Raw genomic sequence first — 26,149 nt, forward strand, 5'->3', positions numbered from 1 at the left:
GGTCCGCAACACGACGGGAGACATGATGGACACGGCGGAGGCGACCGGCGCGACGGACAGGGCGGCGCGTGACACCGTCCCGAGACCGGGAGGCGAACGCGGGATCACCGCCCCGCGATCGATCTTCCGGACCGGGCTCCGACTACCCGAGGTGCGCTGGGCGGGCATCGCGCTGGCACTGTTCCTCGCCGGATGGCTGCTTCAGCTCTGCGAGGCACCCGAATGGGCCTGGTGGACCGCGTATCTCGCGTGCTACCTGAGCGGCGGATGGGAACCGACCCGGTCCGGCCTGCAGGAACTGCGGCAACGACGACTCGACGTCGATTTGCTCATGATCGTCGCCGCCATCGCCGCCGCGTCGATCGGGCAGGTCTTCGACGGCGCGCTGCTGATCGTGATCTTCGCGACCTCGGGCGCGCTGGAGGTCGTCGTCACCCAGCGCACCGCGGACTCGGTGACCGCCCTCCTCGGCCTGGCTCCCGAACGGGCGACCCGGTACCACGACGACGGTTCGACCGTCGAGGTCGACTGCCGCGATCTCGAAGTGGGACAACGCATCCTCGTCCGCCCCGGCGAGCGGATCGGTGCCGACGGAGTCGTTCTCCGGGGGCGCAGCGAGGTCGACCAGCAGGCCGTGACCGGCGAGTCGATCCCCGTCCTGCGCGACGCGGGTGACGACGTGCTGTCCGGCACCGTCAACGGCACCGGCGCGCTGATCGTCGAAGTCGCCCGCCCGGCGTCGGAGTCGGTGATCGCCCGGATCGCGACACTCGTCGCCGAGGCCTCCGAGACGAAGGCCCCGACCCAGCTCTTCCTCGAGAAGGTCGAGCAGGCGTACTCCGTCACCGTCGTGGTCGCCACGCTTCTGGTACTGGGCGTTCCGATGGTGTTGTTCGACAACACCTTCGACGAGGCGCTGCTTCGAGCCATCGTGTTCATGATCGTGGCCTCACCCTGCGCCGTCGTCCTGTCGACGATGCCGCCGCTGCTGGCGTCGATCGCCAACGCCGGTCGTCACGGCGTGCTGGTCAAGTCCGCCGCGGTGATGGAGTCCGTCGGACGGACCTCTGTCGTCGCCTTCGACAAGACCGGCACCCTGACCGAGGGACGCCCGCAGGTCGTCGACGTGACAGCACTCGACGGACGCGAGCCGTCGGAGGTGCTGGCGCTCGCCGCGGCCGTCGAACACCCCAGCGAACACCCGCTGGGACGCGCGATCGTGGCGGCCGCGATCGACCGTGGGCTGGACATCGAGACGGTCGAGGACTTCCGGGCACTTCCGGGCCGCGGCGTGACCGGCGCCGTGCGCGGTCACCGGATCACCGTCGAGCGCGCCGACGCCGACTCGACCGGAACCGTGGTGGGCGTGCTCGTCGACGGATCGGAGGTCGGCCGGATCGAACTCGTCGACCGTCTTCGGGACGACGCCGCCGAAGCAGTGCGGCTGATCGGCGACGTGACCTCCGGGCCGGTCCTGCTGCTGACCGGCGACCGTCCGTCCGTCGCGGCGGATGTGGCAGACCGGACCGGTATCGAGGCGGTACACGCCGACCTCCTGCCCGAGGACAAGGTCCGAATAGTCGGCGAGACCGGCGGCCACGTGCTCGTGGTCGGCGACGGCATCAACGACGCACCGGCCCTCATGGCGGCCGGCACCGGCGTCGCCATGGGTCGTCGGGGCGCGGATCTCGCGGTCCAGACGGCCGACGCGATCATCGTGCGCGACGACCTCACCGCGGTCGCCGCGCTGATCCGGCTGTCCCGGCTCGCCCGCCGCTACGTGATCGCGAACCTCTGCATCGCGGGCACCATGATCGTCACCCTGGTGACCTGGGATCTCGTCGGAACCCTTCCCCTCCCGCTGGCCGTCGCCGGCCACGAGGGTTCCACCGTGCTCGTCGCACTCAACGGCGCGCGCCTGCTCCGGCGGTCGGCGTGGTCGGGTGCACAGTCGACGTGATCGGGCGCACAGTCGACGTGTTTGGACGCACGGTCGACGGCGGCGCGGTCATTGCCTTCGATGCAAGTTAGTGTCACCCTGAGTACCAGACACATCCGCGACCCTGCGGGCGCGGACAGCCGGCGGGTCATCGGCCCGCCCATCTGATGGGATCTCTCACATGACGAGCTACTTCATCACCGGGGGCAGCGGGTTCATCGGGCGACGCGTTCTCGAACGCCTCCTGACCGTCTCTCCCGATGCCACGGTCCACGCGCTGGTACGCGAGTCGTCGCTGGCGGCCTTCGTCGCCATGCTCGACGACATGGACGCCGACGACCGGGTGACCCCCGTGGTCGGAGACCTGACCGCGCCGGGACTCGGCATCGCACCGGACGCCGTTCCCGCGATCGACCATGTCATCCACCTCGCCGCCATCTACGACATGGCCGCCGACGCGGAGTCACAGCGCGCCGCCAATGTCGTCGGGACCTCGCGCGCCGCCGACTTCGCGATCGCACACGACGCGCTGTTCCACCACGTCTCGTCGATCGCGGTGGCCGGCGACCACCGCGGTCGCTTCACCGAGATGGACTTCGAAGTCGGACAAGGGTTCCCGACCCCCTACCACCGCACCAAGTTCGAGGCCGAGCGCGTCGTCCGCGAACGCGAGGGACTCCGCTGGCGCGTCTACCGGCCGTCGGTCGTGGTCGGCGACTCCAGAACCGGGGAGATGGACAAGATCGACGGCCCGTACTACTTCTTCGGTCATCTCGGGATGCTCGGCCGGTTGCCCTCGATGCTGCGGCTGCCGATGCCCGACCTGGGCACGCTCAACATCGTGCCCGTCGACTACGTCGCCGCCGCGATGGTCGCCCTCATCGGCGTCAATCCCACACGCAGCGGGCTGGTGTTCCATCTCAGCGACCCGAAGTCGCTCACCACCACCGAGATGTACAACGCCCTCGCACCGGCCTTCGACGCCCCCAAGGGCTTCGATGCCATCCCGCGCTCCGCGGTCGAACCCGTGATGGCGTTGTCCGGCATGGGGATCGCGCGTGTCGGACGCAACCTCGTCGCCGCTCAGCAGGGCATTCCCGGGGCACTGCTCGACGCGGTGACGCTGCCGGTCGACTTCCGCGCCGACACCACCGTCGCGGTCCTGCACGACCTCGGCATCACGATCCCCGACTTCACCGAATACGCCCCGCGGCTGTGGACCTACTGGTCACGGCATCTCGACCGGGCGCGCAACCGTCGCACCGATCCGCGCGGCCCCCTGGTCGGCAAGAACATCCTCATCACCGGTGGGTCGAGCGGCATCGGCAAGGCCACCGCCCGGATGTGTGTCGCCCGCGGGGCCAACGTCATCATCGTCGCCCGCAATGCCGCGGAACTCGATTCGGCGACAGAGGAATTGAACTCGACGACGAGCAAGAAGGGAATCCCGCCCGGCCAGGTGACCTCGTACCAGTGCGACATCACCGACGAGGAATCGGTCAACGCGCTCGTCAAGACCGTCCTGGCCGCACACGGCTATGTGGACGTGCTGGTCAACAACGCCGGTCGGTCGATCCGCCGCGCCACGCTCAATTCCGTGGACCGGTCACATGACTACCACCGGGTGATGGCGGTCAACTACTTCGGCGCGGTCAACCTCGTCCTCGGACTGTTGCCGCACATGGTCGCCAGGCAGGCGGGCCACGTGGTGAACGTGACCTCGGTCGCGGTGCAGTCACGGGGGCCGCGATTCGGGGCGTACGCGGCGTCGAAGGCCGCCCTCGAGGCCTTCAGCGACGTGACCGGCACCGAGACGGTCTCCGACCACGTCACTTTCTCCAATGTTCGTCTGCCCCTGGTGAAGACGCGGATGATCGCACCCACCGAGGCCTACGACAACCAGCCCGGCGCCTGGAACGTCGACCGCGCCGCGGCGCGCGTCCTGCACGCCATCGTCGACCGGCCCAAACGGGTCGACTCGCTCGTCGGGCTGGTCGCCGAGATCGGGCATCGGATCACGCCCGGACTGACCACCCGCATCCTGCACCAGGAGTATCTCGTGTTCGGCGAATCGGCGGCAGCTCTTGGTCGTTCGGACCACGGCGCCGACAGGCGCGACACGTGATCGACACCCCTTATCTCGAGGTCGACGTCGATCGCATGACGCGTAACCTCGCGTCGCTCGCCGATCGTGCGCGATCGACCGGCGTCGAGGTGCGCCCGCACGCCAAGACCCACAAGAGCGCCGAGATCGCCCGCATGCAGATCGATGTCGGCGCCGTGGGCCTGGCGGTGGCGACCATCGGCGAGGCCGAGGCCTTCGCCGATGCCGCCGAGATCACCTCGTGCACCGACATCTTCATCGCCTACCCCGTCTGGCCGACCCCGGCGAAGGCCGCCCGGTTGCGTGCTCTGGCGGCCCGGGTGTCGCTGCGGGTGGGTGTCGAGTCGGTCGAGGGCGCCCGGCATCTCGGGGCTCTGCTCGATGGGCAGCGGATCGAGGCTCTCGTCGAGGTCGACTCCGGGCAGCACCGCACCGGGGTGACGCCCGGGGGTGCCGGCGAGGTCGCGGCCGCAGGAACGGCAGCCGGACTCGACGTCGTCGGCGTGTTCACCTTCCCCGGCCACGGCTACGGCCTCGGCGACACCCGACGGCGTGCGGCGGAGCAGGAGGTGGCGGCGCTTCGCGCGGCCGCGGAGAGTCTCCGGGAACACGGGATCGATCCGCGCGTACGCAGCGGCGGGTCCACGCCCACCATCGAATTCGTCGGCGACCCGGCTCACGCGGGCGTGCTCACCGAGGTCCGTCCGGGCGTGTACCCCCTCAACGACGCCCAGCAGGTCGAGATCGGCGCCTGCGGATTCGACGACGTCGCGCTGACCGCGGTCGCGACCGTGGTACGCAGCGAGCCCGGACGAATCGTCGTCGATGCCGGCAGCAAGATCCTCGGCGCCGACCGAGCTGCCTGGGCCACCGGGCACGGACGGCTCCTCGACCACCCCGACGCCCGTGTCGTGCAGTTGTCCGAACACCATGCCGTCGTCGACTTCCCGGCGGACTCGACGCCGGTCCCGCGGTTGGGCGACGTGGTCCGGGTGGTACCGAACCATGTCTGCACCGCGGTCAACCTCGTCGACGAACTGGTGGCGATCGACGGATCGGACAGCCGGTGGCCGGTCATCGCGCGGGGACGCAACAGTTGAGTCAGGTCGGCCGGATTCCGTGCCGGACCAGGGACTCGCGGGCCCGTCCGAACTTGCGGTCGGTGGAGAAGCCGTACCACTGCTGACTCACACCCGCCTCGTGGACGACATCCCGAAACCGACGGAACGCGCCGCGTCCCTCGATGGCACGCTCCAGACGGCTCCGCAGGTCGGGATCGGAGGTTCGCGTGGCGAAATCGGCCATGTCCAGCCAGCTGTCACGCGAACCGATGCAGTCGAAGCGTAGCCAGCGGTCCGGGTCCTCCTCGACGTCGATCTCCTCATCGAGCACGCCCGGGTCGAGCATCTCGTCGTTGTACACGAAGCCGGTGCTCAGGTCGATGAGTCCGCCGGTTGACCGGTTCGGATCACCCTCCATCTCGTCGCTGAGCATCTCGAGATCCACCGCGATCGGCCGTCCCGGCGCGGGTTCCCCGCGCAGGATCGCGAGTAGTTCCTCGGCGAGTTCGGCGTCGCCGGCCTCTCCCCGTCGATCGAGTTGTTCGACGATCGACGCGGCCACCGGTTCGGCTCGCTCGCGGCGCTTCTGCAGTGCCATCGACACCCCGGCGCCGACCTGCTGGAGTGCGTCGCTTGGGCGAGGTACGCGGGTCGATCGCGTCCTCGGACCCGGATCGATTTCTCGACGCGGTCACCGGGTGCGATGTGCCTGGCGATGTCCACGGGCTCGGAGATCGGGCCGCCGATACCACCGGCCATGTCGGCACCGAGCGCAGCGTCGGCGACCACCCTGCCGTCGTCCAGGGTGAAGTGACAGATGGGAACGATCCCATCGGGCAAACGCGTCGTCGACGGCGGTCGCCAGATCCTTGAAGGTATGCGCCGGTCCGACCGCGAAAACCCTTCCGGGGCAAGGCCATAACTCAATACCACGACCACCGAGCAGTTCCACGGTCACCGACAACCACGTGCGCGCCATGCGGCGTTTCTTCCCGAAGGCCACTCCGCGAGACGCAGTCACTCGTAGACCCCTTCGACGATCCACTCCCCGGCGCGATAGCACAGCAACAGGGCTCGTGAATCGTCGAGCAGCACCTGCGCCCGGGCGATCAGTCCCGTCTCGCCGGCTCCGGCCGACACCGGCGCGCCGGCGGGGCGGTCGGCGCTCCCGACCGGCCAGGGCCCGGCCCACCAGTACAGACCCCAGCTCGATCGGCGGCCCCGGGACGATGCCAGCGCCACGGTCACCGGCTCGGCGGTGAACGCCCCGCGTTCGGTCACCTTCACCGGTTGTCCTGTGGCGTCGAGCACGTGGATCGCGGTTTCCACCAGCACCGTCGGGCTGGGTTGCGGCAGACGCCCGGGCCACGGCGCCAGCGGATCCCGGCGAGGAGCCGGCTCGTCGCCCAGGGAGACCATCGTGATCCGTTCGGCGGGACCGCGGCCACCGCTCAGCACGGGAATGCGAACCGCGTCCCCGCCCAGCAACCCCTGTATCCGCACCAGTGAACGCCGTGCGCGCTCCTCCACGTCGGGCTCACCGGCCGACCCGCCACGGGCGAGATCGTCGGTGAGCTGGTAGTGCAGAGCACCGGCCTCGACGACCTCGACCGGCTCGAGGCGCAACCGGACGATCGGCGAGTCGGGCCGGGTATCCCGGGCCCTTCTCCCCTGCGCTTTGCCTCCGTAGGGGGCTTCGACTCGACTCCTCGCTGCGCTCGGTGCCGGCTCAACCCGCGGGGTAGGCCGCGCCGCGCCGGTCAGCCACCCCTCCAGTTGCCATCGGATGCGGTCCGCGGTCGTCTCCGGCGTCAGCGGCTGGGCACAGCGCCAGGTTCGCGAATGCTGTTGTCCGCGTTCGGTGGTCGCGATGATGGTGAGTCGCGTACAGGCCACTGCGGCATCACGCAGGCGTCGGTGCAGCGCGTCGGCGAGGGTACGGCCGATGAACGCCGCGACGTCGATGCGGTCGACCGGGGGGTCGCAGGTGTGGTCGACGTCGAGTTCGGCAGGCACACCGCGGGACGATGGGACGCGCCCCGGCAACGCGTTGGCGAGCCGATGCGCGACGACCGCATCCCTGGCGAACCGAGTGGCGACATCGGTGACGGACATGTCGGCGAAGGCCCCGATCGTGCCGATCCCCAATCGGCGCAGCAACTCGACGAGATCGGCACGGGACGGATCGCTCATGCTGGGTTCGACGGCGAGATCGGCGACGGGCCGGCCGGCGAGGTACTCCCGGTCGCCGCCGGGCTCCACCTGATGTCCGTGCCGGGCGGCGAGGACGGCGGTGAAGATCTCGTCGGCGATGCCGACCTGCGACTCGATGCCACATGCCGACACCACGTCGACGAGTTCCTCCGCGAGGGACTCCATCCCCCCGAAATAGCGGGCCGCACGGTCGCCGGCGATCACCAGGAGACCTGGCCGGAGCACTTCGAGAGCGGGTATCACCTCGGCGACCGCGGCGACCACCGGTTCGAACAACCGTCCGTCCCGGTTCTCGTCGGCGGTGACCACGGTCATCTCCGTACACGCCGCCTGCGCCTGACGCTTGCGCATCCCGCGACGGACACCGGCCGCACGGGCCGACGCCGAACAGGCCACCACCCGATTCGCCGACAGCACCGCCACCGGATGCAGTGGGGGTAGATCCGCCTCGGCCGATGCCGCCATCGCCGGCCAGTCCGGGCACCAGAGCGCGAGGATACGCCGGGACCCCGGCTCCCCGGGGGGCATCAGTTCGCCACCGCGAGCACCGGTGAGACACTCGTCGCCGCGACCATCTCGACCGTGCGATCGGGGCCGTGCCCCACCGCCCGGAGCTCGACCTCGGTGCTCTCGGATCGCCGGCCGCGGCCGGACACCGTGACCTGCAACCGCATCCCGCCGATGCGGCCGTAGCCACTGCGCGCGGAATCGAGACCGGCTGCGCGGGAAGCGGACCGGCCGGGCAGGTGTGGACTGTGCCGGTAGGTGAGGACACGGGCTTCGACGGCCAGCTGCGCACCCGGCCAGGTGCCACCGGTCACCAGCAGCACCGACGACTGCTTGCGCACGCGGCCCATGACCACCCGCGCACGCGACGGGGCCACCGTCTCGCCCCGCGGGCGTGTCCCCTCCCCGTCGCTTGCAAGGTCCAAGATCACCAGGTCCATACCGTCGAGCAGAACCGCCGCCACCTCGACCGGATCGGGACCGGGCTCGGGGATGGTGGCGATACGGGACAGGTCGGCACCCATCTCCGCCGCCGACAACAGACTCAACCGTGGCAACCCGACGATCCCCACCTGCCCACCCGCACGGGTCACCGCTGCGATCATCGCGACCAGCACCGAGCGGGCACCGTCGAGCCGGGCGACCGTACCGCGAGGAATCCCGTTGTGCGGCAGCACCTCCGACAGCGATTCCGGCATCGGAAGTACGCCCACCGCCTGATCGCGGACCTCGACCACCCGCTGGTCGGGCCGGCCGGACATGGCCGCCATCCGCCGGCGCAACCCCGCCAGCTCGTCCGCCCTGCCACGGGTCGCGACATCGGTCACGACAACACCAGCTGACACATCCATTTCCGGACACCCTCCAGTCGACATGAGGTACTCGAGCGAGCCGGGAAGGTGCGCGCATCAGGGTTCTCGAACTGCCATCCGAAGTGATCCCGAGGGGCACCCTCGGCCGCAGATCGTTCGAACACAGTTTCGATGATTTGAGAGTAGAACCAACCACCGACAAGCGTCAAACGAAGACGAGATCCGTTGTACGACAAAGCATGTGCGTTCCCACGCCGAATCGACGCAGCTCAGCGCGGTGCCGGTTCAGAACGGCAGTGATCAGAACAGGGTGAGTGCGTGCTGCAGCTCGGGCTCGGCGACCGTCGCCGGCGCGTCCCGGCCCGACTGCCGGAGACCACCGGACCCCGCCAGGCCGTGCCGGTGCACGAGAGGTTTCATCCGGTCACGCAGCCACGACGAATACTCCGGGGTGACATAGGCGCCACGTCCGTACAAACCCCGGTAGCGGCGGATGAGCGCCGGATGTTCCTCGGCCAGCCATTCGAGGAACCAGGGCTTGGTCGAGGATCGCAGGTGCATCGGGAACGCGGTCACACCCGAGGCGCCCGCCTCGGCGAGAGCCTCGAGCAACGAATCGAGATGCGAGGTGGAGTCGGTGAGGTAGGGGATGACGGGGGCCACCATCACATGCGGCGCGATGCCGGCATCGGCCAGATCCCGGATCAGCGCGAGCCGCGCCTGCGGCGAGGGTGTCCCCGGCTCGATCTTCTTCTGCAGATCCGGATCGAGGATCGCCAGTGAGATCCCGACGCTGACCGACACCTCGCCCGCGGCCTGACGCAACAGCGGCAGGTCACGACGGATCAACGTGCCCTTGGTGAGGATCGAGAACGGCGTCCGGGACTCGGTGAGCGCGGAGATCACCCCCGGCATGAGCCGATAACGCCCCTCGGCGCGCTGGTAGGGATCGGTGTTGGTCCCCAGTGCCACCGTCTCCCGGGTCCACGACCGGCGTTTGAGCTCCTTGCGCAACACCGCCGCGACATTGAGCTTCACCACTACCTGGGTGTCGAAGTCGTTGCCCGCGTCGAGGTCCAGGTACTCGTGCGTCGGACGGGCGAAACAGTAACGGCAGGCATGCGTACACCCGCGAAAGGTGTTGACCGTGAACTGGAACGGGAGCTGCGAGGCCTCCGGGATGCGATTGAGCGCACTCTTGGCCAGCACCTCGTGGAAGGTGATGCCCTCGAAGTCGGGCGTACGCACCGACCGCACCAGGCCCGAGCGGCTCAACCCGGGAAGCGACCCGTCGTCGACCCCCACCGCCTGATCGGACCATCGCATGGAGCGAGTCGAACATACGTACGAGACGGCTGTCAAGTGCGGCGCCCGCCCCGATGGCCTCGCCGCTATCATCGCCCTATGTCGACCACCGCCGGACACCGTCATGCACCAGGTCCCCAGTACCTGGTGGCCGGCCGATACCGCCTGAAGTCGCGGATCGGCGGGGGCGGCATGGGAACCGTGTGGCTCGCACGCGACCAGCTCCTCGACCGCGACGTCGCCGTCAAGCAGGTCGTCTCCACCGAGGGTCTCACCGAGGAATCCGCGGACAACGTGCGCCAGCGGGCGATGCGAGAGGGACGCATCGCCGCGAAGCTCTCCCATCGCAATGCGATCGCCATGCACGATGTCGCCCTCGACCGGGGTGAGCCCTGGCTGGTCATGGAATACCTACCCTCGCGCAGCGTCGCCCAGATCCTGCATGCCACACAGACTCTCACGCCTGCCGAAGCCGCCCAGATCGGCGCCCAGGTGGCCGATGCGATGGTCGAGGCCCACGCCGCGGGGATCGTGCACCGCGACATCAAGCCGGGCAACATCCTGATCGCCGAGGGCGGCCGCCACACGGGACTGGTCAAGATCACCGACTTCGGGATCTCGCGAGCGAAGGACGATGTCACGCTCACCCAGACCGGCGTGATCACCGGGACACCGGCATATTTCGCCCCCGAGGTCGCGCGCGGAGCCGATCCGCAAGAGGCGTCGGACGTGTACTCGCTGGGTGCGACCATCTACACGATGGTCGAGGGTCAGCCGCCGTTCGGTGTCGACGACAATTCGATCGCCCTGCTGCACAAGGTCGCGCGTGCCCGCATCACTCCCATGAAGAACGCCGCCGAACTCGAGCCGGTCCTGCTGCGACTTCTCGAACCCAGTCCCACCAAACGCCCCACGATGAGTCAGGCACGAGACCTGCTCACCTCGTTCGCGGCCGGCTCACGCGGCACCCGCGACCAGGTCCTGACCGGCCTCATCACCCGACCGGGGACGGGAACGCCGGTGTGGTCGCAGCGGACCAACCGGTCCTCGACGACCGGTACACACCGCCCCGCCGCAGCCACCCTGCCGCCGTACGCCCCGACGATGTCCGCCGATCGCGGCTCCCGCGACCTCCCGCGCACTCGTCAGGGCATGTCCCCGACTCTCATGTCGACGCCGCAACCGCACTCGTCCACATCGAGACCACCTGTCGGACAGTCACAACCGTTTGATCGGCGACAGCCGTCGTACAATCCGCCCCCGCAGCCGCCGGGCACGTCGAGCACCGCACTCGCGGTTTCGATCTTCGTCTTCTTCGCGGTACTCGCGGTAGTCGTCGTCCTCGCCATCGCGCTGTTGCGCTGAGGTGCGAGAGCGGTGGCCCGTCAACCGATGTGACGGGTGGCCGCCCACCGCGTGAGCGCGTTGCGGTTGGACTGCTGGGTCTTGCGCAGGACATTCGACGCATGTGTCTCGACCGTCTTGATCGAGATGAACAGCTCCTCGGCGATCTCGCGATAGGTGTATCCGCGCGCGAGCAGACGCAAGACCTCCAGCTCTCGCCTGGTCAGCGAGTCGAGTTCGGGGTCGAGGGGCGGTTCGGGCGCCGACGACTTCCCGGTGAACGAGTCGAGGACGAAACCCGCGAGCCGCGGACTGAACACCGCGTCGCCGTCGGCGACCCGCCGGACCGCATCGGCGAGTTCAGGCCCGGCGATCGTCTTCGTCACGTAACCCCGCGCGCCGGCACGGATCGTCGCGATGACGTCCTCGGCGGCATCGGACACACTCAACGCGAGGAACACCGGCGGTGTCGAACCGGGCCGTGTCGAACCGGGCCGTGTCGAACCCGGTGCGGCCGAAGCTGGTACGGCCGAAGCTGTTGTGGCCGAGGCGATCCGATCGAGCACACCGCGCAACACCGCCACCCCGCCGCCCGCCGGCATGTGCACGTCGAGCAGGACCACGTCCGGAGCCGTCGAGACGATCCCGTCGATCGCCTCGGGCACCGCACCCGCCTCGCCGACGACGCGCAGACCCGGCTCGTCGGCCAGTTCGGCACGGACCCCGGAGCGGAAGACCGCATGGTCGTCGACCAGGTAGACGGTCACGGGACCGGAGGGGTCGGGACTCGTCGAACTCGCTGTCATCGTGCCTTCCTGTTGTCAGTCGGGGCCACTGCGTGCATGGTCATCTCGGCTGTGCGTTCGGCGTGTTCCGATCTCTCCGCGTCCGATCTCTCCGCGTCCGGTCGCTCCTCGATCGAACCGCCGTCACCGCGCGGCATCATGAGACCGACGTTGGTTCCGCGTTCGGGACTCGAGGTGATCCGCACGTGTCCGCCCATGCGTTCCACCCGCGCGCGGATCGAGCGCGAGATGCCCTGGCGGTCGTCGTCGACGATCTCGGGGTCGAAGCCGACACCGCGGTCGCGCACATACACCTCCACCTCGTCGTCGGTGATCTCGCCGTACACGTCCACCGTGCGCTCGCCGGAGTGCTTGGCGGCGTTGACCAACGCTTCGCGGGTGGCGCCGACGAGGGCCGCCCAGCGTCTGGCGTCCCGGGTGTTGGTGGGGCGCAGATCGCCGACGGTGATGATCTCCACCTCGATTCCGTAGGCGTCCTCGACCTCGGCTCCCACACTGCGCAGCGCTGCCGCGAGGGAACCTCGTTCGGTCGCCGGGTCGCCGAACAGCCACGCCCGCAGTTCGCGTTCCTGGCTCCGGGCCAGCCGCGCCACCTCCTCGGGCCGGCCGGCCTTCTTCTGTATCAGCGCCAGGGTCTGCAGGACCGAGTCGTGGAGATGCGACGCGATCTCCTCACGCTCGGCGTTCCGGATCCGGGCGGCGCGCTCCTCGTCGAGGGTGCGCAGCAACCGCATCCACAGCGGCACGGTCAGCAGGACGACGCCGATGAGCGTCGCCCCGACCGCGAGGATCGTGGAGTTGAGTCCGCCGAAGCTGCGGTCCCCTGCCACCACCACGACGACCAGTCCCCCGACGACGAGCGCGACCCCACCGATCAGCCGGGTCCAGGTGAGCGCCGGGGTGCGCGGTGCCCGAGGGGACGTGTCGAACTCGCGCCACACCAGGCTGGCACCGAGCGCGATGAAGACGAACGGGACCAGGTATTCCGCCGGGGTCCCCGACGCCGCGAAGCCCACCACGGCCATCGCCACCAGCCCGATCATCGCGAGGCCGAGGGATTGCCGGCGTTCACCCCGCGCCGGCGAGGCGGTGTCATCGCCCTGCGGGCAGAAGAACCAGAGCAGTCCGTAGGCGGCGACCCCGGCACCGGCCAGCGCGGCCAGGACCACGAAGACGATCCGCACGCGGAACACCTCGACCCCGAGATGATCGGCGATTCCACCGGCGACACCGGCGACCACGCGGCCGCCGTCCCGGCGCACCAGCCTGGGGACCGGCTCGACCTCCATTCGATTCACTCCTCGATCGTCCCATGCGTTCGGCTCCGCGACATCGGGGTCAACCCCGGTTCATGGGTCTCGATCTCAGGGTGTGTCGCTTCACCACCCCCACGAACCGGGTTCTTCCGGGGGACAATTCAGGGGATCACCCGATGTGTCCGGGGGCGTGCGAGCGGCACGATGATCGTCATGGACACGAAGCAGTTCCAGCAGCAGCTCCAGGGCTTGTGGTCGACCCGCCCGTACCGGCGCGACGATCGGACGATCGCCGGCGTGTGCACCGGCATAGCCGCTCGCTACCGCGTCGACCCGACCCTGGTGAAGGTCGCATTCGTGGTGGCGGCGTTCTTCGGCGGCAGCGGACTCATCCTCTATCTCGCGGCCTGGGTCGCGTTCCCGGGCGCCGGTCGCGCTCGCGCCGACGCGCTCCGCGCAGATTCCTCTCGCGCCGGCCACACCGCGTCGCACAACTCGATGCACGGACTGGGCAACCCGCAGGTCATCGTGCTGGCCGTCCTCGCGATCGTCATCGTCACCTCCATCGGGCCCAACCGCACCTGGGGGTCGGGCGGACTCGTCGGCGCGATCCTGATGCTCGGCGGCTGGTTCCTGCTGTACCTGCGGACCCCGACCCCACCGGTCGGCACCAGCATCGACACGGCGGCGGTCACCGACATCGTCGTCCCGCCACCGGCGGCCGGCCAGTTCGAGCGGTGGGTGCCGCGAGCCATGACCAACCCGACCGGCGGTGGGTCCGTCACCGCGCCCGGTCTCCAGACATCAGGAGCGCCCATGACGGGAACACCGACCACATCCCCGACCACCGGGGACTCGCCCGCCGAACACCCGGCCACAGCAGCGCCACGGGTCGACCTCGAGAAGAGCGCAGCACTCGACGCGACCCCGCCGGCGTGGGATCCGCTGGGGGCGGCACGGTTCGCCTGGGACCTGCCCGAGCCGACCACCCCGGCCGACCCCGCCGTCCGCAGGCGCCGGCGCTCACCTCTCACCCTGATCGTGATCGGTCTCGCGATCATCGTGGGCGCCGTCGGCGCGGGCCTGCACCAGATGGGCGTCGACTGGTTCACCGTGCCGCACATCCTGTCGCTCTCCCTCGCCGTCGTCGGCGCGGGACTCCTGGTCGCGGCGTTCATCCGGCGCCGCACCGGCGAGCACAGCACCGGCCTCGTGCCGATCGCGGTCACCCTCGGGGCAGCCGTCGTCGTCACCACCGTGATCTCCGGCGTGAACGGCCTGTCCAGTCCCCTGCCGCCCGGCGGAGCCGGCGACCGCGAGTGGAAACCATTGAGCGAGAACGACATCGAGGCCGAGTACACACTCGGCGTGGGTGAGATGACCCTGGATCTGCGCGAGGTGGACCTCACCGCCGACCGCACGGTGCGACTCGAGACCGGTGTCGGGACGATCAAGGTCCACGTCCCGGACACGATGAACGTGCGCGCCGACTGCCAGACCGGCATCGGTGACTACACCTGCCCCACCGGACTCGACGGCGGGCGTGACGGCACCGACGGCCCGGTCCTGCAGATCGATGCCCGCACCGGGATGGGAGAGGTTCAGGTCCTGCGATGAACACCCACGACGACGCCTACGGCGCGGACAACCCGGCGGCCGCCGACACCGCCGATCACCAGGGATGCGTGTCCACTCATCGCGCGCCGGGTCTGGGGCTCCTGGGAATCTCCGCCCTCGCGGTGGCCGGATGGGGACTCGCCGACGGGCCGGCACTACCCGATGCCGCCGACCTCGGGTGGGTCGCGGTCGGGATCGGCCTGCTCGTCGGGATCGTGCTGATCGTGTCGGGGACGCGATCTCGAGGCTGACCTCGACTCGCCGCCGGACTCGAGGCGGGCAGTCAGAAAAGCGGCCGGTGGCAGATGCCACCGGCCGCTCTCGTTCGGGTCATTCCCACTCGATGGTGCCCGGCGGTTTACTCGTCACGTCCAGGACCACGCGATTGACCTCGGCCACCTCGTTGGTGATGCGGGTCGAGATGATCTCCAGCACCTCGTAGGGCACACGGGTCCAATCGGCCGTCATCGCGTCCTCGCTCGACACCGGGCGCAGGACGATCGGGTGACCGTAGGTCCGGCCGTCGCCCTGGACGCCCACGCTGCGCACGTCGGCGAGCAGCACCACCGGGCACTGCCAGATCTGGGAGTCGAGTCCGGCGGCGGTGAGTTCCTCGCGTGCGATCAGATCGGCCTTGCGCAACGTCTCCAGACGGTCGCCGGTGACCTCGCCGACGATCCGGATCGCCAGGCCGGGCCCGGGGAACGGCTGACGCGCGACGATCTCCTCGGGGAGTCCCAGTTCGCGACCGACCGCGCGCACCTCGTCCTTGAAGAGCAGCCGCAGCGGTTCGACCAGGCTGAACTCGAGGTCGTCGGGCAGACCGCCGACGTTGTGATGGCTCTTGATGTTCGCGGTTCCACTCCCGCCGCCGGACTCGACGACGTCGGGATACAGCGTGCCCTGCACCAGGAACTCGACCTTCTCCCCCGCCTCGGCCTCCTCGCCGAGGACCTCGCTGACCGCGCCCTCGAACGACCGGATGAACTCCCGGCCGATGATCTTGCGCTTGGTCTCGGGGTCGCTCACGCCGGACAGCTCACGCAGGAAGGTGTCCGCGGCGTCGACGGTGACGAGTTTGGCGCCGGTAGCGCCCACGAAGTCGTGCTGCACCTGCTCGCGCTCACCCGCACGCAGCAACCCATGATCGACGAAGACGCATGTCAGCCGGTCGCCGATGGCCCGTTGCACGAGCGCCGCCGCGACCGCGGAGTCCACACCGCCGGAGAGCCCGCAGATGGCCCGTCCGTCACCGATCTGATCGGCGACCGCGTCGATCAGGGCATCGGCGATGTTGGCGGCGGTCCAGGTGGCCTCGAGGCCTGCGATCTCGTAGAGGAAGCGCGTGAGGATCTGCTGGCCGTGCGGCGTGTGCAGCACCTCGGGGTGGTACTGCACACCGGCCATGCGGCGCTTCAGGTTCTCGAAGGACGCCACCGGCGCGCCGGGGGTCGATCCGGTGACGGTGAATCCCTCGGGCGCGCTCTGGACGGCGTCGTTGTGGCTCATCCACACCGGCTGGGTTTCCGAGAGACCCTGATGGAGCACGCCTTCGCCGTTGGCCGTCAGCGTCGTGCGACCGAACTCGCGTCCACCGGTGTTGGCGACCTCGCCGCCCAGCGTGTCCGCCATCGCCTGGAACCCGTAGCAGATGCCGAACACCGGGACGTCGAGGTCGAAGAGGGCGGGATCGAGGTCGGGTGCGTCCTCGGCGTACACCGACGACGGACCGCCCGACAGGATGATCGCGACCGGGTCCTTCTCCTGGATCTTCTCGATCGGGACGTCGTGGGAGATCACCTCGGAGTAGATGCGCGCTTCGCGCACCCGGCGGGCGATCAGCTGCGCGTACTGCGCCCCGAAGTCGACGACGAGCACCGGCCGCGGGCCCTCGAGGAAATCCTCGGCAGAGGACGAGTTCGCAGAAGAAGTGTCTGTCACCGGGCCGAGTCTAGTGGGCGTGCCGGGGCCCGTACCTGGTCACCCCGCCCGGCGGGTGCGGACCCGCGATGCCCGCGTGAAATACTCCGGAATCGACATGACTGCATCGCCGAAATCCCCCAACCGCTGGTCGCTGAGCATCGGCGACCTCACCCAGGCCGCCGTGTTCGCCGCGCTGATCGCCGCGCTCGGTCTGCCGGGAACCATCAACATCGGCACCAGCGGTGTGCCCATCACCCTCCAATCGCTCGGGGTCATCCTCGCCGGCGCCGTCCTGGGCCCGAAGAAGGGCACGCTGGCCGTGATCATCTTCATGGTCCTCGCGATCGCCGGGCTCCCGATCCTGTCCGGCGGGCGCAACGGCCTGACCGCGCTGTCGTCCCCGACCGCCGGATACTTCATCGGGTTCCTGCCCGCGGTGATCGTCATCGGCGTGCTGACCGCGATCATGATCTCGACGGGCTCAGGCAAGTACCGCGTGCTGTGGGGCATCGGCATCAACGCGTTCGGCGGCATCGTCGTGCTGTACGCGTGCGGGGTCCTCGGCCTGCTCATCCGCACCGACCTGACCGTGTGGGCGGCGATCACCACCAACGGCCCGTTCATCCCCGGCGACATCGCCAAGGTCGTCGTCGCAGCCCTGGTCGCCGCGCAGGTCCACCGCGGCCGCCCCGGTCTCATCGAACCCCTGCGCCCGCGCCGCGCCGGTTCTGTGGCCGGCTGACCGTCCCGCCCCGCCGGCGATGATCGAGTTCACCGACGTCTCCCACGCCTACGGCGACCGCGTCGTCCTGCGCGAGGTCTCGCTGACGTTGGCGGAGAAGCGGATCGGCATCGTCGGCGCCAACGGGAGCGGCAAGTCGACGCTGGCGCGGATGATCAACGCCCTCGTCATCCCGGACTCCGGGACCGTCACCGTCGACGGGCTCACCGTCGCGAAGAACAAGCGCGAGATCCGACGCCGGGTGGGGTTCATCTTCTCCGACCCCGACCGTCAGATCATCATGCCGACCGTCCGTGAGGACATCGAACTGTCGCTCCGCCGAACCGATCTCGGCAAGGCCGCACGCGCCGACCGTGCCCTCGAGGTACTCGCGCGCTTCGGACTCGGCGACCACGCCGACCATCCCGCGCAGCGGCTGTCGGGCGGACAGAAGCAACTCCTCGCCCTGGCCTCGATCTTCGTGACCGACCCCGCGATCATCGTCGCCGACGAGCCCACCACCCTGCTCGACCTGCGCAACACCCGCATGCTCACCGACGTGTTCGCGACACTCGACGAGCAACTAGTCGTCGTCAGTCACGACCTCGACATCCTGGCCGATTTCGACCGCGTCATCGTCGTCGACGAGGGACGTGTCGTCGCCGACGACGAACCCCGACCCGCGCTCGCCGCCTACCGCGAGATGATGTCGTGAACGTCCTCGGAGTCTACCGCCCAGGCACCACCGTGCTGCACCGCCTGCCGGCGGGCGTCAAGTTCGTCGCGATGGGCGTGCTGATCCTGGTGCTCTCACTGACGGTCCGCTCGCTGACCGCGCTCGGCATCGCCACGGTCGCAGTCGCGTGCGTCTACGCGCTGGGAGGCATCGGTCCCCGCGAGGCCTGGCGTCAGCTGCGACCATTGCTGTGGCTGCTGCTGTTCATCTTCGCCTTCCAGGTCGTCTTCACCGACTGGCGACGGGCGGTGGTCGTCTGCGGCGTGCTCGCACTGTCGGTCGCGCTCGCGGCGGTCGTCTCGCTGACCACCCGCACCACCGACATGCTCGACACGATCGTCCGTGCGCTCGGTCCCCTCGCCCGTCTCGGGGTGCGCGTCGACCTCATCGCCCTCGCACTGGCGTTGACCATCCGGGCGATCCCGCTGATGGTCGAGGTGGTGCGGGAGGTCGACGAAGCGCGCAAGGCGCGCGGGCTGAGGCCGGGTCCGCGCATCCTCGTCGCCCCGGTCGTACTCGCCGCGCTGCGTACCGCCGACGGCTTCGCCGACACGCTGACCGCGCGCGGACTGGACTGAGGCGACCCGGGATTCCGTAGTCACAGTGCGCGTCATGTGCGCCTTGTTGCTACGAGATCCGCTGGGCGGTGACCGGTGTGAGCGGGATGATCGGCAACCGCAGAGCGCCCGGTGCGTCGGCCGGGACCACCGGCGACGTCGGCGTGATCGGCTCGATGCGGCGGTACGGCTCGCCCTGCGCCGGACGACGATCCTGTTCACCCTTGTTCGGCCACAGGGCCGCCGCCCGCTCCGCCTGCGCACAGATCGTCAGCGACGGGTTGACACCGAGGTTCGCCGACACCGACGCACCGTCGGCGATGTGCAGTGTCGGGTAGTTCCACACGCGCTGGTATGGGTCGATGACGCCGTCGTCCGGGTCGTCGGAGATCGCGCAGCCGCCGAGATAGTGCGCGGTCAGCGGCATGTTGACGATGTCGCCCCAGGTCCCGCCGGCGACGCCGCCGTTCAGTTTCGCCGCGATCCGGCGAGTTGCCTCGTTGCCCTTGGGAATCCACGTCGGGTTCGGCTCCCCGTGACCCTGCTTGCTGGTGACATAACGCAGCGGTCCGCGCTTGCGGACGAACGTGGTCAACGAATTGTTGTTGTTCTGCATGACCAGCGCGATCACGGTCCGCTCGCTCCACTGCCGCACCACGAGCAACCGCACCAGCAGGAACGGGTTGCGGGCGACCTGACGCAGGAACTGGCCGAACCGGTCACGCCGGCTCCCCCCGTCGGTGAGCAGGGTCTGCAGGTACGCGATCGCGTTGGAGCCCTTGCCATATCGCACCGGCTCGATGTGCGTGTTCGGCTCGGGATAGAACGACGAGGTGATCGCGACACCGCGCGAGTAGTCGTTCTCCGGGTCGATCCGCGAACCCATCGCACCCAGAATCGACTCCGAGTTGGTCCGCGTGAGCCTGCCCATCGCATCCGAGATCCGGGGCAGCGAACCGAGTTTCGCGTGGTGCAGGAGTCGTTGGGTGTTGAACGTGCCGGCCGCCAGGATCACCTGACCAGCGGTGATCGTGCGCCGACGACGTCCGAGCGGCCCCCACGAGGACGAGTGATGCGTGCCCACCTCCCAGACACCGTCGGCGCGCTGGTGCAGCGAGTCCACCGTGGTGCGGTCGATGATGGTGGCGCCGTTGCGTTCCGCGAGACCCAGGTAGTTCTTCAGCAGGGTGTTCTTGGCGCCCACCCGGCACCCGGTCATGCACGCTCCGCATTCGGTGCAGGCGGTCCGGTCCGGGCCCGCACCGCCGAAATACGGGTCGCGGACGGTCTCACCGGGCGCCCCGGCCAGACCCGTCTTCGCACCGAAGAACACACCGACCGGGGTCGGGGTCACCGTGTCGCCCACACCCATCTCGGCGGCGACTTCGGCGACCACGCGGTCGGAGGCGGTGACCGTCGGGTTGGTGACCACACCGAGCATCCGGCGCGCCTGGTCGTAGTACGGACCGAGCTCGTCCTCCCAGTCGGTGATGTGGTTCCACTGGGGATCGGTGAAGAACGGTGTCGGGGGCTTGTACAGGGTGTTGGCGTAGTTGAGTGATCCGCCGCCGACCCCCGCGCCGGCCAGGATCATCACGTCCTTGAGCGCGTGGATGCGCTGGATGCCGTACAGACCCAGCTTCGGGGCCCACAACCACCGGTTGAGGCGCCAGCTGGTCTTGGCGAAGTCCTCGTCCTCGAAACGACGCCCCGCCTCGACGACGCCGACGCGATACCCCTTCTCCACGAGACGCAACGCACTCACACTGCCGCCGAAGCCGGAGCCGACGATCAGGACGTCGAAGTCGGTGGCGCGTTCGGTGGACCTGTCGAAACCCATGGTGACCATACTAACGCGCATTGTCACATAAAGAGACCCAGGTCACCCTAACCCTTCGAGGCTCGTCGCCAGCGCTCCTCGCACCTCAGGGAGCAGACGTGGCTGCGCTGGCGCTCCTCGCACCTCAGGGAGCAGGCGAGGCTGCGCTTACGCTCCTTGCACCTCAGGGGCAGGCACGGAGATCAGGCGTGGACGGACAACCCCACGCGCTGGAACTCTTTCAGATCGCAGTACCCGGCCTTCGCCATGGCGCGACGCAACGCACCGACGACGTTGAGCTCACCGTACGGATCGTCGGACGGCCCGTTGAGGACCCGCTCGAGACTCGGACGGTCCTCACCCGCGGCGACCTGCAGAAGGGCACCGCGCGGGGTGTCGGGGTGCGCGGCGGCCGACGGCCAGTACCAGCCGTTGCCGGGTGCCGAACTCGTTGTGGCGAGCGAGGTTCCGAGCACCGCGGCGTCCGCTCCGCAGGCGATCGCCTTGATCAGGTCGCCCGAGCTGTGGATGTCGCCGTCGGCGATGACGTGCACGTAGCGACCACCCGTCTCGTCCAGGTAGTCGCGACGCGCGGCGGCGGCGTCGGCGATGGCGGTCGCCATCGGGACACCGATGCCGAGGACCTCGCCGGTCGTGGTGGCCCCGGCGGCCGAACCGTATCCGACGATCACGCCCGCCGCGCCCGTCCGCATGAGGTGCAGCGCGGTGCGATGGTCGTGCACGCCACCCGCGATGACGGGTACGTCGAGATCGGCGATGAAGGTCTTCAGGTTCAGCGGTTCCCGCTGGGTGCCGTCGGCGTCGACCTGCGCCACGTGCTCGGCCGAGATGATCGTCCCGTGGACCACCAGGATCTCCACCCCGGCCGCCAACAGAGCCGGGGTCAGTTCCGGCGCGTGCTGGGGGCTGACCCGAACGGCCGTGGTGACGCCGGCCTCGCGGACCTGCGCCACGGCCTCACCCAACAGCCCGCTGTCGAGCGGAGCCGCATGCAGCTTCTGCAGATGCCGAACCGCCGCATAGGGATCCGGATCCCCGGCCGCGATCGCGACCAGTTCCTCGATCTTCGCCTCGACGTCGCGGTGACGGGCCCACAGCCCCTCACCGTTCAGAACACCGAGCGCACCGAGCCTGCCGAGCTCGATCGCGACCGACGGCGACACCAGCGCATCGGTCGGATGACTCAGGATCGGTGAGGAGAAACGGTAGGCATCGATCTGCCACGCCGTGGAGACGTCCTTGGACGAACGGGTCCGACGGGAGGGGACGATGCTGATGTCGCCCAGTTCGTAGGTCCGTCGGGCCGTCCGGCCCATGCCGATTTCGACGAGGTCACGCACCACTGCGCCTTTCTGCGGGGTTCAGCTGCACAACGACCATACGGCCTGGCCCGCCGGACGAATCCGGCGGGAACGACCTCGGGGAGTTCAGCGGGAATAGTAGTTGGGCGCCTCGGCGGTCAGCGTGATGTCGTGCGGATGGGATTCCTTGAGTCCGGCCGCGGTGATCTGGACGAACCGCGCGGTCTGCAGATCCGGGATCGTCGAGGCGCCGGTGTAGCCCATGGCGGCACGCAGGCCGCCGACCAGCTGGTGGATGACCTGGGACAACGGGCCGCGGAACGGCACGCGCCCCTCGATGCCCTCGGGAACCAGCTTCTCCTCCTTGAGGACGTCGTCCTGGAAGTAGCGGTCCTTGGAGTACGACTTCGCCTGCCCGCGCCCCTGCATCGCACCGAGCGAGCCCATGCCCCGGTAGCTCTTGAACTGCTTGCCGTTGACGAGGACCAATTCGCCGGGGGCCTCGGCGGTGCCCGCGAGCAGCGAGCCGAGCATCGCGGTCGACGCACCGGCGGCGAGCGCCTTGGCGATGTCGCCGGAGTACTGCAGACCGCCGTCGGCGATGACGGGGACGCCTGCCTTCTGGCAGACCGCCACGGCTTCGAGGATGGCGGTGATCTGCGGGGCGCCGACGCCGGCGACGACACGCGTGGTGCAGATCGAACCCGGTCCGACGCCGACCTTCACCGCATCGGCACCGGCATCGACGAGGGCCTGCGCGGCCTCACGGGTCGCGACGTTGCCGCCGACCACGTCCACCCGGTCGCCGACCTCGGCCTTGAGCTTGGCCACCATGTCGAGCACGAGCCGGTTGTGCGCGTGGGCGGTGTCCACGATGATCACGTCGGCGCCGGCGTCGGCCAGTGCCATCGCACGGTCCCACTGCGGGTCACCGGTACCGACAGCGGCACCGACGAGAAGCCGTCCGTCGGAGTCCTTGGTCGCGAGCGGATGCTGCTCGGTCTTGACGAAGTCCTTGACGGTGATGAGTCCGGTCAGGCGTCCGTTGCCGTCGACGATCGGCAGCTTCTCGATCTTGTGCCGGCGCAGCAGTCCCAGCGCGGCCTCCGCGGAGACCCCTTCCTGGGCGGTGATGAGCGGCGCCTTGGTCATGACCTCGGCGACCGGACGGCTCTGGTCGACCTCGAACCGCATGTCGCGGTTGGTGATGATGCCGACGAGCTCACCCTTCTCATCGACGACCGGCAGGCCGGAGATGCGGTAGCGCGCACACATCGCGTCCACCTCGGCGAGCGTGTGGGACGGCGTGCAGGTGACCGGATCGGTGACCATTCCGGCCTCCGAGCGCTTGACCGTCTCGACCTGGCCGGCCTGCTCCTCGATGGACAGATTTCGGTGCAGGACGCCCATGCCGCCGGCGCGCGCCATCGCGATCGCCATCCGGGACTCGGTCACGGTGTCCATCGCCGAACTCACCAGCGGGACCCGCAGCGTCACGTTCTTGGTCACCCGCGACGAGGTGTCGACCTCGCTGGGAATCACGTCCGACGCCGAGGGCAGCAACAGGACGTCGTCGAAGGTCAGGCCGAGCATCGCGACCTTGCCGGGATCGTCTCCACCGGTACGAACAGCAGTCATCGGACCATCGTATCGACTCCCCTGGTGCGGCGATCGTCACACAGGCGTCTTCGTGCCGGTGAGACGGCCCGACCCGTCCGCATCACCGGCGTCCGGGACCGGTGAATGCCTGCGGCGCGACCAGCCGCGGATCGGCTACGGTGGTGATGTGCGTGACCACCTGCCACCCGGCCTCCCGCCGGATCCGTTCGCCGACGATCCCAGCGACCCCGCATCCGCACTGGACAGCGTGGAGCCGGGTATCCCGCTGGACGAGAACGAGCGGCTCGCGGTCGAAGAGGATCTCGCCGATCTCGCACTGTACGAGGCGTTGCTGACCAATCGCGGTGTGCGCGGTCTCGTCGTGGTCTGCGAGGACTGCCACGAGGATCACTATCACGACTGGGACATGCTGCGCGCCAATCTGATCCAGCTTCTCATCGATGGCACCGTGCGGCCCCATGAGCCGGCCGTGGACCCACGCCCCGACGCTTACGTCACGTGGGACTACTGCCGCGGCTACGCCGACGCGCGTAGCCATCTCGACGACGAACGCTGACGAACCCGGCGATCCGCCGACTCCCCGACGTCACAACCACGAGTGAGGCCCCGCACCGGTCCGGTGCGGGGCCTCACTCGTGAATCCGGGCTCGTGATCGGCGACCGGTCGTTGCGGAGTCCGGTCAGCCGATCGGCCGACCCGACGCGTCCACGCCGGGCGGCGGGGTCCACGGAATCCCGGGGATCTCGGCCGGGAAACGCGTGACCTTGGTGCTCGACGACGGCGCGGACGGCTGAGCCGGTCCGCTCGACGGCGGTGCGGACGACGGGACCTCCGGCTCGCTCGTCTCCTCGGACGGCGCGGTCGGATCGTCGGACCCGCCACCGGGCGGGGTCGACTCGCCTGGTGCCGACGGATCGTCCTCACGGCTGGTCAGATCGGGTCGAGTCGGCTCTGTCGTGGCCGGTTGCTCCGCGCCGCCCGGCGTCGTGGGATCGGTGACCTCCGTCGGCAGACCCGCGCCCGCGCGGATGCGGTTCATCCAGTCGGTCATCTCGTCGCGCATCTCGTTGTCGCCCATGGGACCCATGCGGTCCTTCGCCTCGGCCAGCAGACTGGCGGCCGCGACCGGATCACCCGCCGCGATCGCGGCCTCGGCACGCTCGAGATTCGTACGGACGTCGTGCGCCGCCTGCGTCTGCGACGCGGCCTCGGAGAACACGACCTGCTTGATGCCCCACAGCGGATCGCCGGGTTGCGAGCCCTCGGAGAGCACGGTCAGACCGGCAGCGGCGACGATGACGATCGCGGCCGCACCCGACACGACGCGTAGGTGCCGCACCATGCGGCGTCCGCGGCTCGCCCGCTCGGTGGTCCCGATCGCGCGCTCGACATCGTCGACGGAGACCAGCTCCGGCTCGGGGGTGGACATGATCTCGGACTTCCAGCCCGACAGCATCTCGGCCAGCTGGTACTCCGCGGCGTCCCGGGTCGGCACAGGCACGTCCCGGGTGAGCGCGTCGAGGAAGTTCTCGTCGAAGTTGACCTCGGAGAGGTCCAGCGAGTCGTCGGCTGCGGAAAAATCGTGGGCGGCTGGATCGAACGCGGGATTCGCGCCCGACGGGACCGGGTCCAGGGGTCCGGGGCCGGTGGGCGCCGGACCGCTCGAACCGGGCGCACGCCGATGGACCGGTGGCTGGCCGGGTCGATTCGGCTGGTCACCGCCGACGACACGGCGTCTACGCCAATCAGACTGTCCGCTCATCGTGACCTCCTGTCCGTCTCAACTCGTCTTTCAACTTCGCCAATGCCCTGTGCTGGGCGACTCGCACCGCTCCGGCGGTGCTGCCGATGGCCTGGGCGGTCTCCTCCGCCGACATACCGACGATCAGCCGCAGGACCAGCACCTCGCGCTGTTTCTCGGGCAGGATGCCCAGCAGGGCTCTCATCCGCCTGCTGCCGTCGGCGTCGATGGCGAACTGCTCGGGACCGCCGGTCACGTGCGAGACCTCGGGGATCTCCTCGACCGGGTCCGACTTCACCCGTGCCGCCACCCGCATGGCGTCGGCAACCTTGTGCGACGCGATGCCGTAGACGAAGGCCATGAACGGTTTGCCCTGGTCCCGGTAACGGGGCAGTGCGGTCATCACCGCCATCAAAGCCTCCTGCGCGATGTCGTCGGCGGAGAACAGATGACGTTCCCCGACCCCGATGCGTCCTCGGCAGTAGCGCAGGATCGGCTCCTGCACGCTTTCGAGAACTGACGTGAGAGCGGCACGATCGCCTTGGCCCGCGGCCCGGACGGCGTCGTTCAACTCACCACCTGTCAATTTCATCGCGCGTAGGAATCCCCGTGTTACAGATCGGCCAACCGGCCTCGCCGCCAGTCCTGGTACGGGCCCCAGCACGGTGACGCCGCCGGTGGCGACCGTCGTGGAACGCGACTGGCGAGCAGCGTTCTCCGACGTCCCGGCGGCGATGACGTGGC

At 69.2% G+C, this 26,149-nt stretch carries 22 protein-coding genes; 10 read left to right on the forward strand and 12 right to left on the reverse strand.

Going from position 1 to position 26,149, the window contains the following annotated elements:
* The first annotated feature begins 22 nt into the window (after window positions 1-22).
* From AMD30_RS04765 to AMD30_RS04775, 3 genes are all read left to right on the forward strand, one after another.
* A complete protein-coding gene (locus AMD30_RS04765; protein WP_055474967.1) occupies window positions 23-1,960 on the forward strand; it encodes a heavy metal translocating P-type ATPase in 1,938 nt (645 codons plus the stop codon).
* Window positions 1,961-2,120: 160 nt separating this feature from the next.
* Window positions 2,121-4,064, forward strand: coding sequence for an SDR family oxidoreductase (locus AMD30_RS04770; RefSeq protein ID WP_055474845.1), 1,944 nt, complete (start codon window positions 2,121-2,123; stop codon window positions 4,062-4,064).
* Entirely contained in the window at window positions 4,061-5,143 is a 1,083-nt protein-coding gene (locus AMD30_RS04775) for an alanine racemase (RefSeq protein WP_055474846.1), read from the forward strand. The genes AMD30_RS04770 and AMD30_RS04775 overlap by 4 nt, the downstream gene beginning before the upstream one ends.
* Before the next feature lies 1 nt (window position 5,144).
* Here AMD30_RS04775 and AMD30_RS25695 read toward each other — a convergent pair whose 3' ends face one another.
* The 4 genes from AMD30_RS25695 to AMD30_RS04795 all read right to left on the reverse strand — a co-directional run bounded on the left by AMD30_RS25695 (window position 5,145) and on the right by AMD30_RS04795 (window position 9,963).
* The gene (locus AMD30_RS25695; RefSeq protein ID WP_269432740.1) at window positions 5,145-5,702 is read right to left on the reverse strand and encodes a UPF0158 family protein; all 558 of its coding nucleotides are present in this window, start codon (window positions 5,700-5,702) and stop codon (window positions 5,145-5,147) included.
* A gap of 419 nt (window positions 5,703-6,121) precedes the next feature.
* On the reverse strand, window positions 6,122-7,846 hold the full coding sequence (locus AMD30_RS04785) for a DNA polymerase Y family protein (protein WP_014926204.1): 1,725 nt from the start codon (window positions 7,844-7,846) through the stop codon (window positions 6,122-6,124).
* A complete protein-coding gene (locus tag AMD30_RS04790) occupies window positions 7,846-8,676 on the reverse strand; it encodes a hypothetical protein (RefSeq protein ID WP_055474847.1) in 831 nt (276 codons plus the stop codon). Before AMD30_RS04790 ends, AMD30_RS04785 begins: the two co-directional genes overlap by 1 nt.
* 261 nt (window positions 8,677-8,937) lie before the next feature.
* Window positions 8,938-9,963: an Rv2578c family radical SAM protein gene (locus tag AMD30_RS04795; RefSeq protein ID WP_055474848.1), complete on the reverse strand. Its 1,026-nt coding sequence runs from the start codon at window positions 9,961-9,963 to the stop codon at window positions 8,938-8,940.
* 78 nt (window positions 9,964-10,041) lie between these two features.
* On the opposite strand from AMD30_RS04795, the gene AMD30_RS04800 reads away from it, so the two are divergent.
* Complete coding sequence (locus tag AMD30_RS04800) at window positions 10,042-11,307, forward strand: serine/threonine-protein kinase (protein ID WP_044506368.1); 1,266 nt, start codon at window positions 10,042-10,044, stop codon at window positions 11,305-11,307.
* A 20-nt stretch (window positions 11,308-11,327) separates the two neighbouring features.
* On the opposite strand, the gene AMD30_RS04805 is transcribed toward AMD30_RS04800, so the two are convergent.
* Together AMD30_RS04805 and AMD30_RS04810 are read right to left on the reverse strand one after the other, a co-directional pair.
* Window positions 11,328-12,092 carry a LuxR C-terminal-related transcriptional regulator gene (locus AMD30_RS04805; protein ID WP_035717102.1) on the reverse strand — a complete coding sequence of 255 codons (765 nt, stop codon included), beginning with the start codon at window positions 12,090-12,092 and terminating at the stop codon, window positions 11,328-11,330.
* Complete coding sequence (locus AMD30_RS04810; protein WP_055474849.1) at window positions 12,089-13,381, reverse strand: ATP-binding protein; 1,293 nt, start codon at window positions 13,379-13,381, stop codon at window positions 12,089-12,091. Before AMD30_RS04810 ends, AMD30_RS04805 begins: the two co-directional genes overlap by 4 nt.
* A gap of 171 nt (window positions 13,382-13,552) precedes the next feature.
* Here AMD30_RS04810 and AMD30_RS04815 point away from each other — a divergent pair, with 171 nt between their 5' ends.
* Together AMD30_RS04815 and AMD30_RS04820 are read left to right on the forward strand one after the other, a co-directional pair.
* On the forward strand, window positions 13,553-14,965 hold the full coding sequence (locus AMD30_RS04815; protein ID WP_035717101.1) for a PspC domain-containing protein: 1,413 nt from the start codon (window positions 13,553-13,555) through the stop codon (window positions 14,963-14,965).
* Window positions 14,962-15,216 (forward strand): hypothetical protein, encoded by a 255-nt coding sequence (locus AMD30_RS04820; RefSeq protein WP_055474850.1) that lies wholly within the window; start codon window positions 14,962-14,964, stop codon window positions 15,214-15,216. The genes AMD30_RS04815 and AMD30_RS04820 overlap by 4 nt, the downstream gene beginning before the upstream one ends.
* A gap of 79 nt (window positions 15,217-15,295) precedes the next feature.
* On the opposite strand, the gene guaA is transcribed toward AMD30_RS04820, so the two are convergent.
* On the reverse strand, window positions 15,296-16,906 hold the full coding sequence (gene guaA, locus AMD30_RS04825; protein ID WP_442902688.1) for a glutamine-hydrolyzing GMP synthase: 1,611 nt from the start codon (window positions 16,904-16,906) through the stop codon (window positions 15,296-15,298).
* A 97-nt stretch (window positions 16,907-17,003) separates the two neighbouring features.
* On the opposite strand from guaA, the gene AMD30_RS04830 reads away from it, so the two are divergent.
* Genes AMD30_RS04830 through AMD30_RS04840 form a run of 3 tightly spaced genes read left to right on the forward strand, consistent with a single transcriptional unit; the run spans window position 17,004 to window position 18,923 of the window.
* A complete protein-coding gene (locus AMD30_RS04830; RefSeq protein WP_055474851.1) occupies window positions 17,004-17,630 on the forward strand; it encodes a biotin transporter BioY in 627 nt (208 codons plus the stop codon).
* Window positions 17,631-17,649: 19 nt separating this feature from the next.
* On the forward strand, window positions 17,650-18,324 hold the full coding sequence (locus tag AMD30_RS04835; RefSeq protein ID WP_055474852.1) for an energy-coupling factor ABC transporter ATP-binding protein: 675 nt from the start codon (window positions 17,650-17,652) through the stop codon (window positions 18,322-18,324).
* Window positions 18,321-18,923 carry an energy-coupling factor transporter transmembrane component T family protein gene (locus AMD30_RS04840; protein ID WP_055474853.1) on the forward strand — a complete coding sequence of 201 codons (603 nt, stop codon included), beginning with the start codon at window positions 18,321-18,323 and terminating at the stop codon, window positions 18,921-18,923. The genes AMD30_RS04835 and AMD30_RS04840 overlap by 4 nt, the downstream gene beginning before the upstream one ends.
* Before the next feature lie 49 nt (window positions 18,924-18,972).
* Here AMD30_RS04840 and AMD30_RS04845 read toward each other — a convergent pair whose 3' ends face one another.
* From AMD30_RS04845 to guaB, 3 genes are all read right to left on the reverse strand, one after another.
* A complete protein-coding gene (locus AMD30_RS04845) occupies window positions 18,973-20,751 on the reverse strand; it encodes a GMC family oxidoreductase N-terminal domain-containing protein (protein WP_084817198.1) in 1,779 nt (592 codons plus the stop codon).
* A 173-nt stretch (window positions 20,752-20,924) separates the two neighbouring features.
* A complete protein-coding gene (locus AMD30_RS04850) occupies window positions 20,925-22,082 on the reverse strand; it encodes a GuaB3 family IMP dehydrogenase-related protein (protein WP_010841871.1) in 1,158 nt (385 codons plus the stop codon).
* 87 nt (window positions 22,083-22,169) lie between these two features.
* A complete protein-coding gene (gene guaB / locus AMD30_RS04855; protein WP_010841870.1) occupies window positions 22,170-23,681 on the reverse strand; it encodes an IMP dehydrogenase in 1,512 nt (503 codons plus the stop codon).
* A gap of 148 nt (window positions 23,682-23,829) precedes the next feature.
* Between guaB and AMD30_RS04860 the strand changes: the two genes are divergently transcribed.
* Window positions 23,830-24,219, forward strand: a complete 390-nt coding sequence (locus AMD30_RS04860; protein ID WP_004019191.1) for a DUF5319 domain-containing protein — start codon at window positions 23,830-23,832, stop codon at window positions 24,217-24,219.
* 124 nt (window positions 24,220-24,343) lie between these two features.
* On the opposite strand, the gene AMD30_RS04865 is transcribed toward AMD30_RS04860, so the two are convergent.
* Both AMD30_RS04865 and AMD30_RS04870 read right to left on the reverse strand, forming a co-directional pair.
* Window positions 24,344-25,426, reverse strand: a complete 1,083-nt coding sequence (locus tag AMD30_RS04865; protein ID WP_055474854.1) for an anti-sigma-D factor RsdA — start codon at window positions 25,424-25,426, stop codon at window positions 24,344-24,346.
* Entirely contained in the window at window positions 25,410-25,997 is a 588-nt protein-coding gene (locus tag AMD30_RS04870; protein ID WP_010841867.1) for a sigma-70 family RNA polymerase sigma factor, read from the reverse strand. The genes AMD30_RS04865 and AMD30_RS04870 overlap by 17 nt, the downstream gene beginning before the upstream one ends.
* Window positions 25,998-26,149: the final 152 nt, after the last annotated feature.

The organism is Gordonia sp. HS-NH1 (assembly GCF_001418765.1).
GTDB lineage: Bacteria > Actinomycetota > Actinomycetes > Mycobacteriales > Mycobacteriaceae > Gordonia.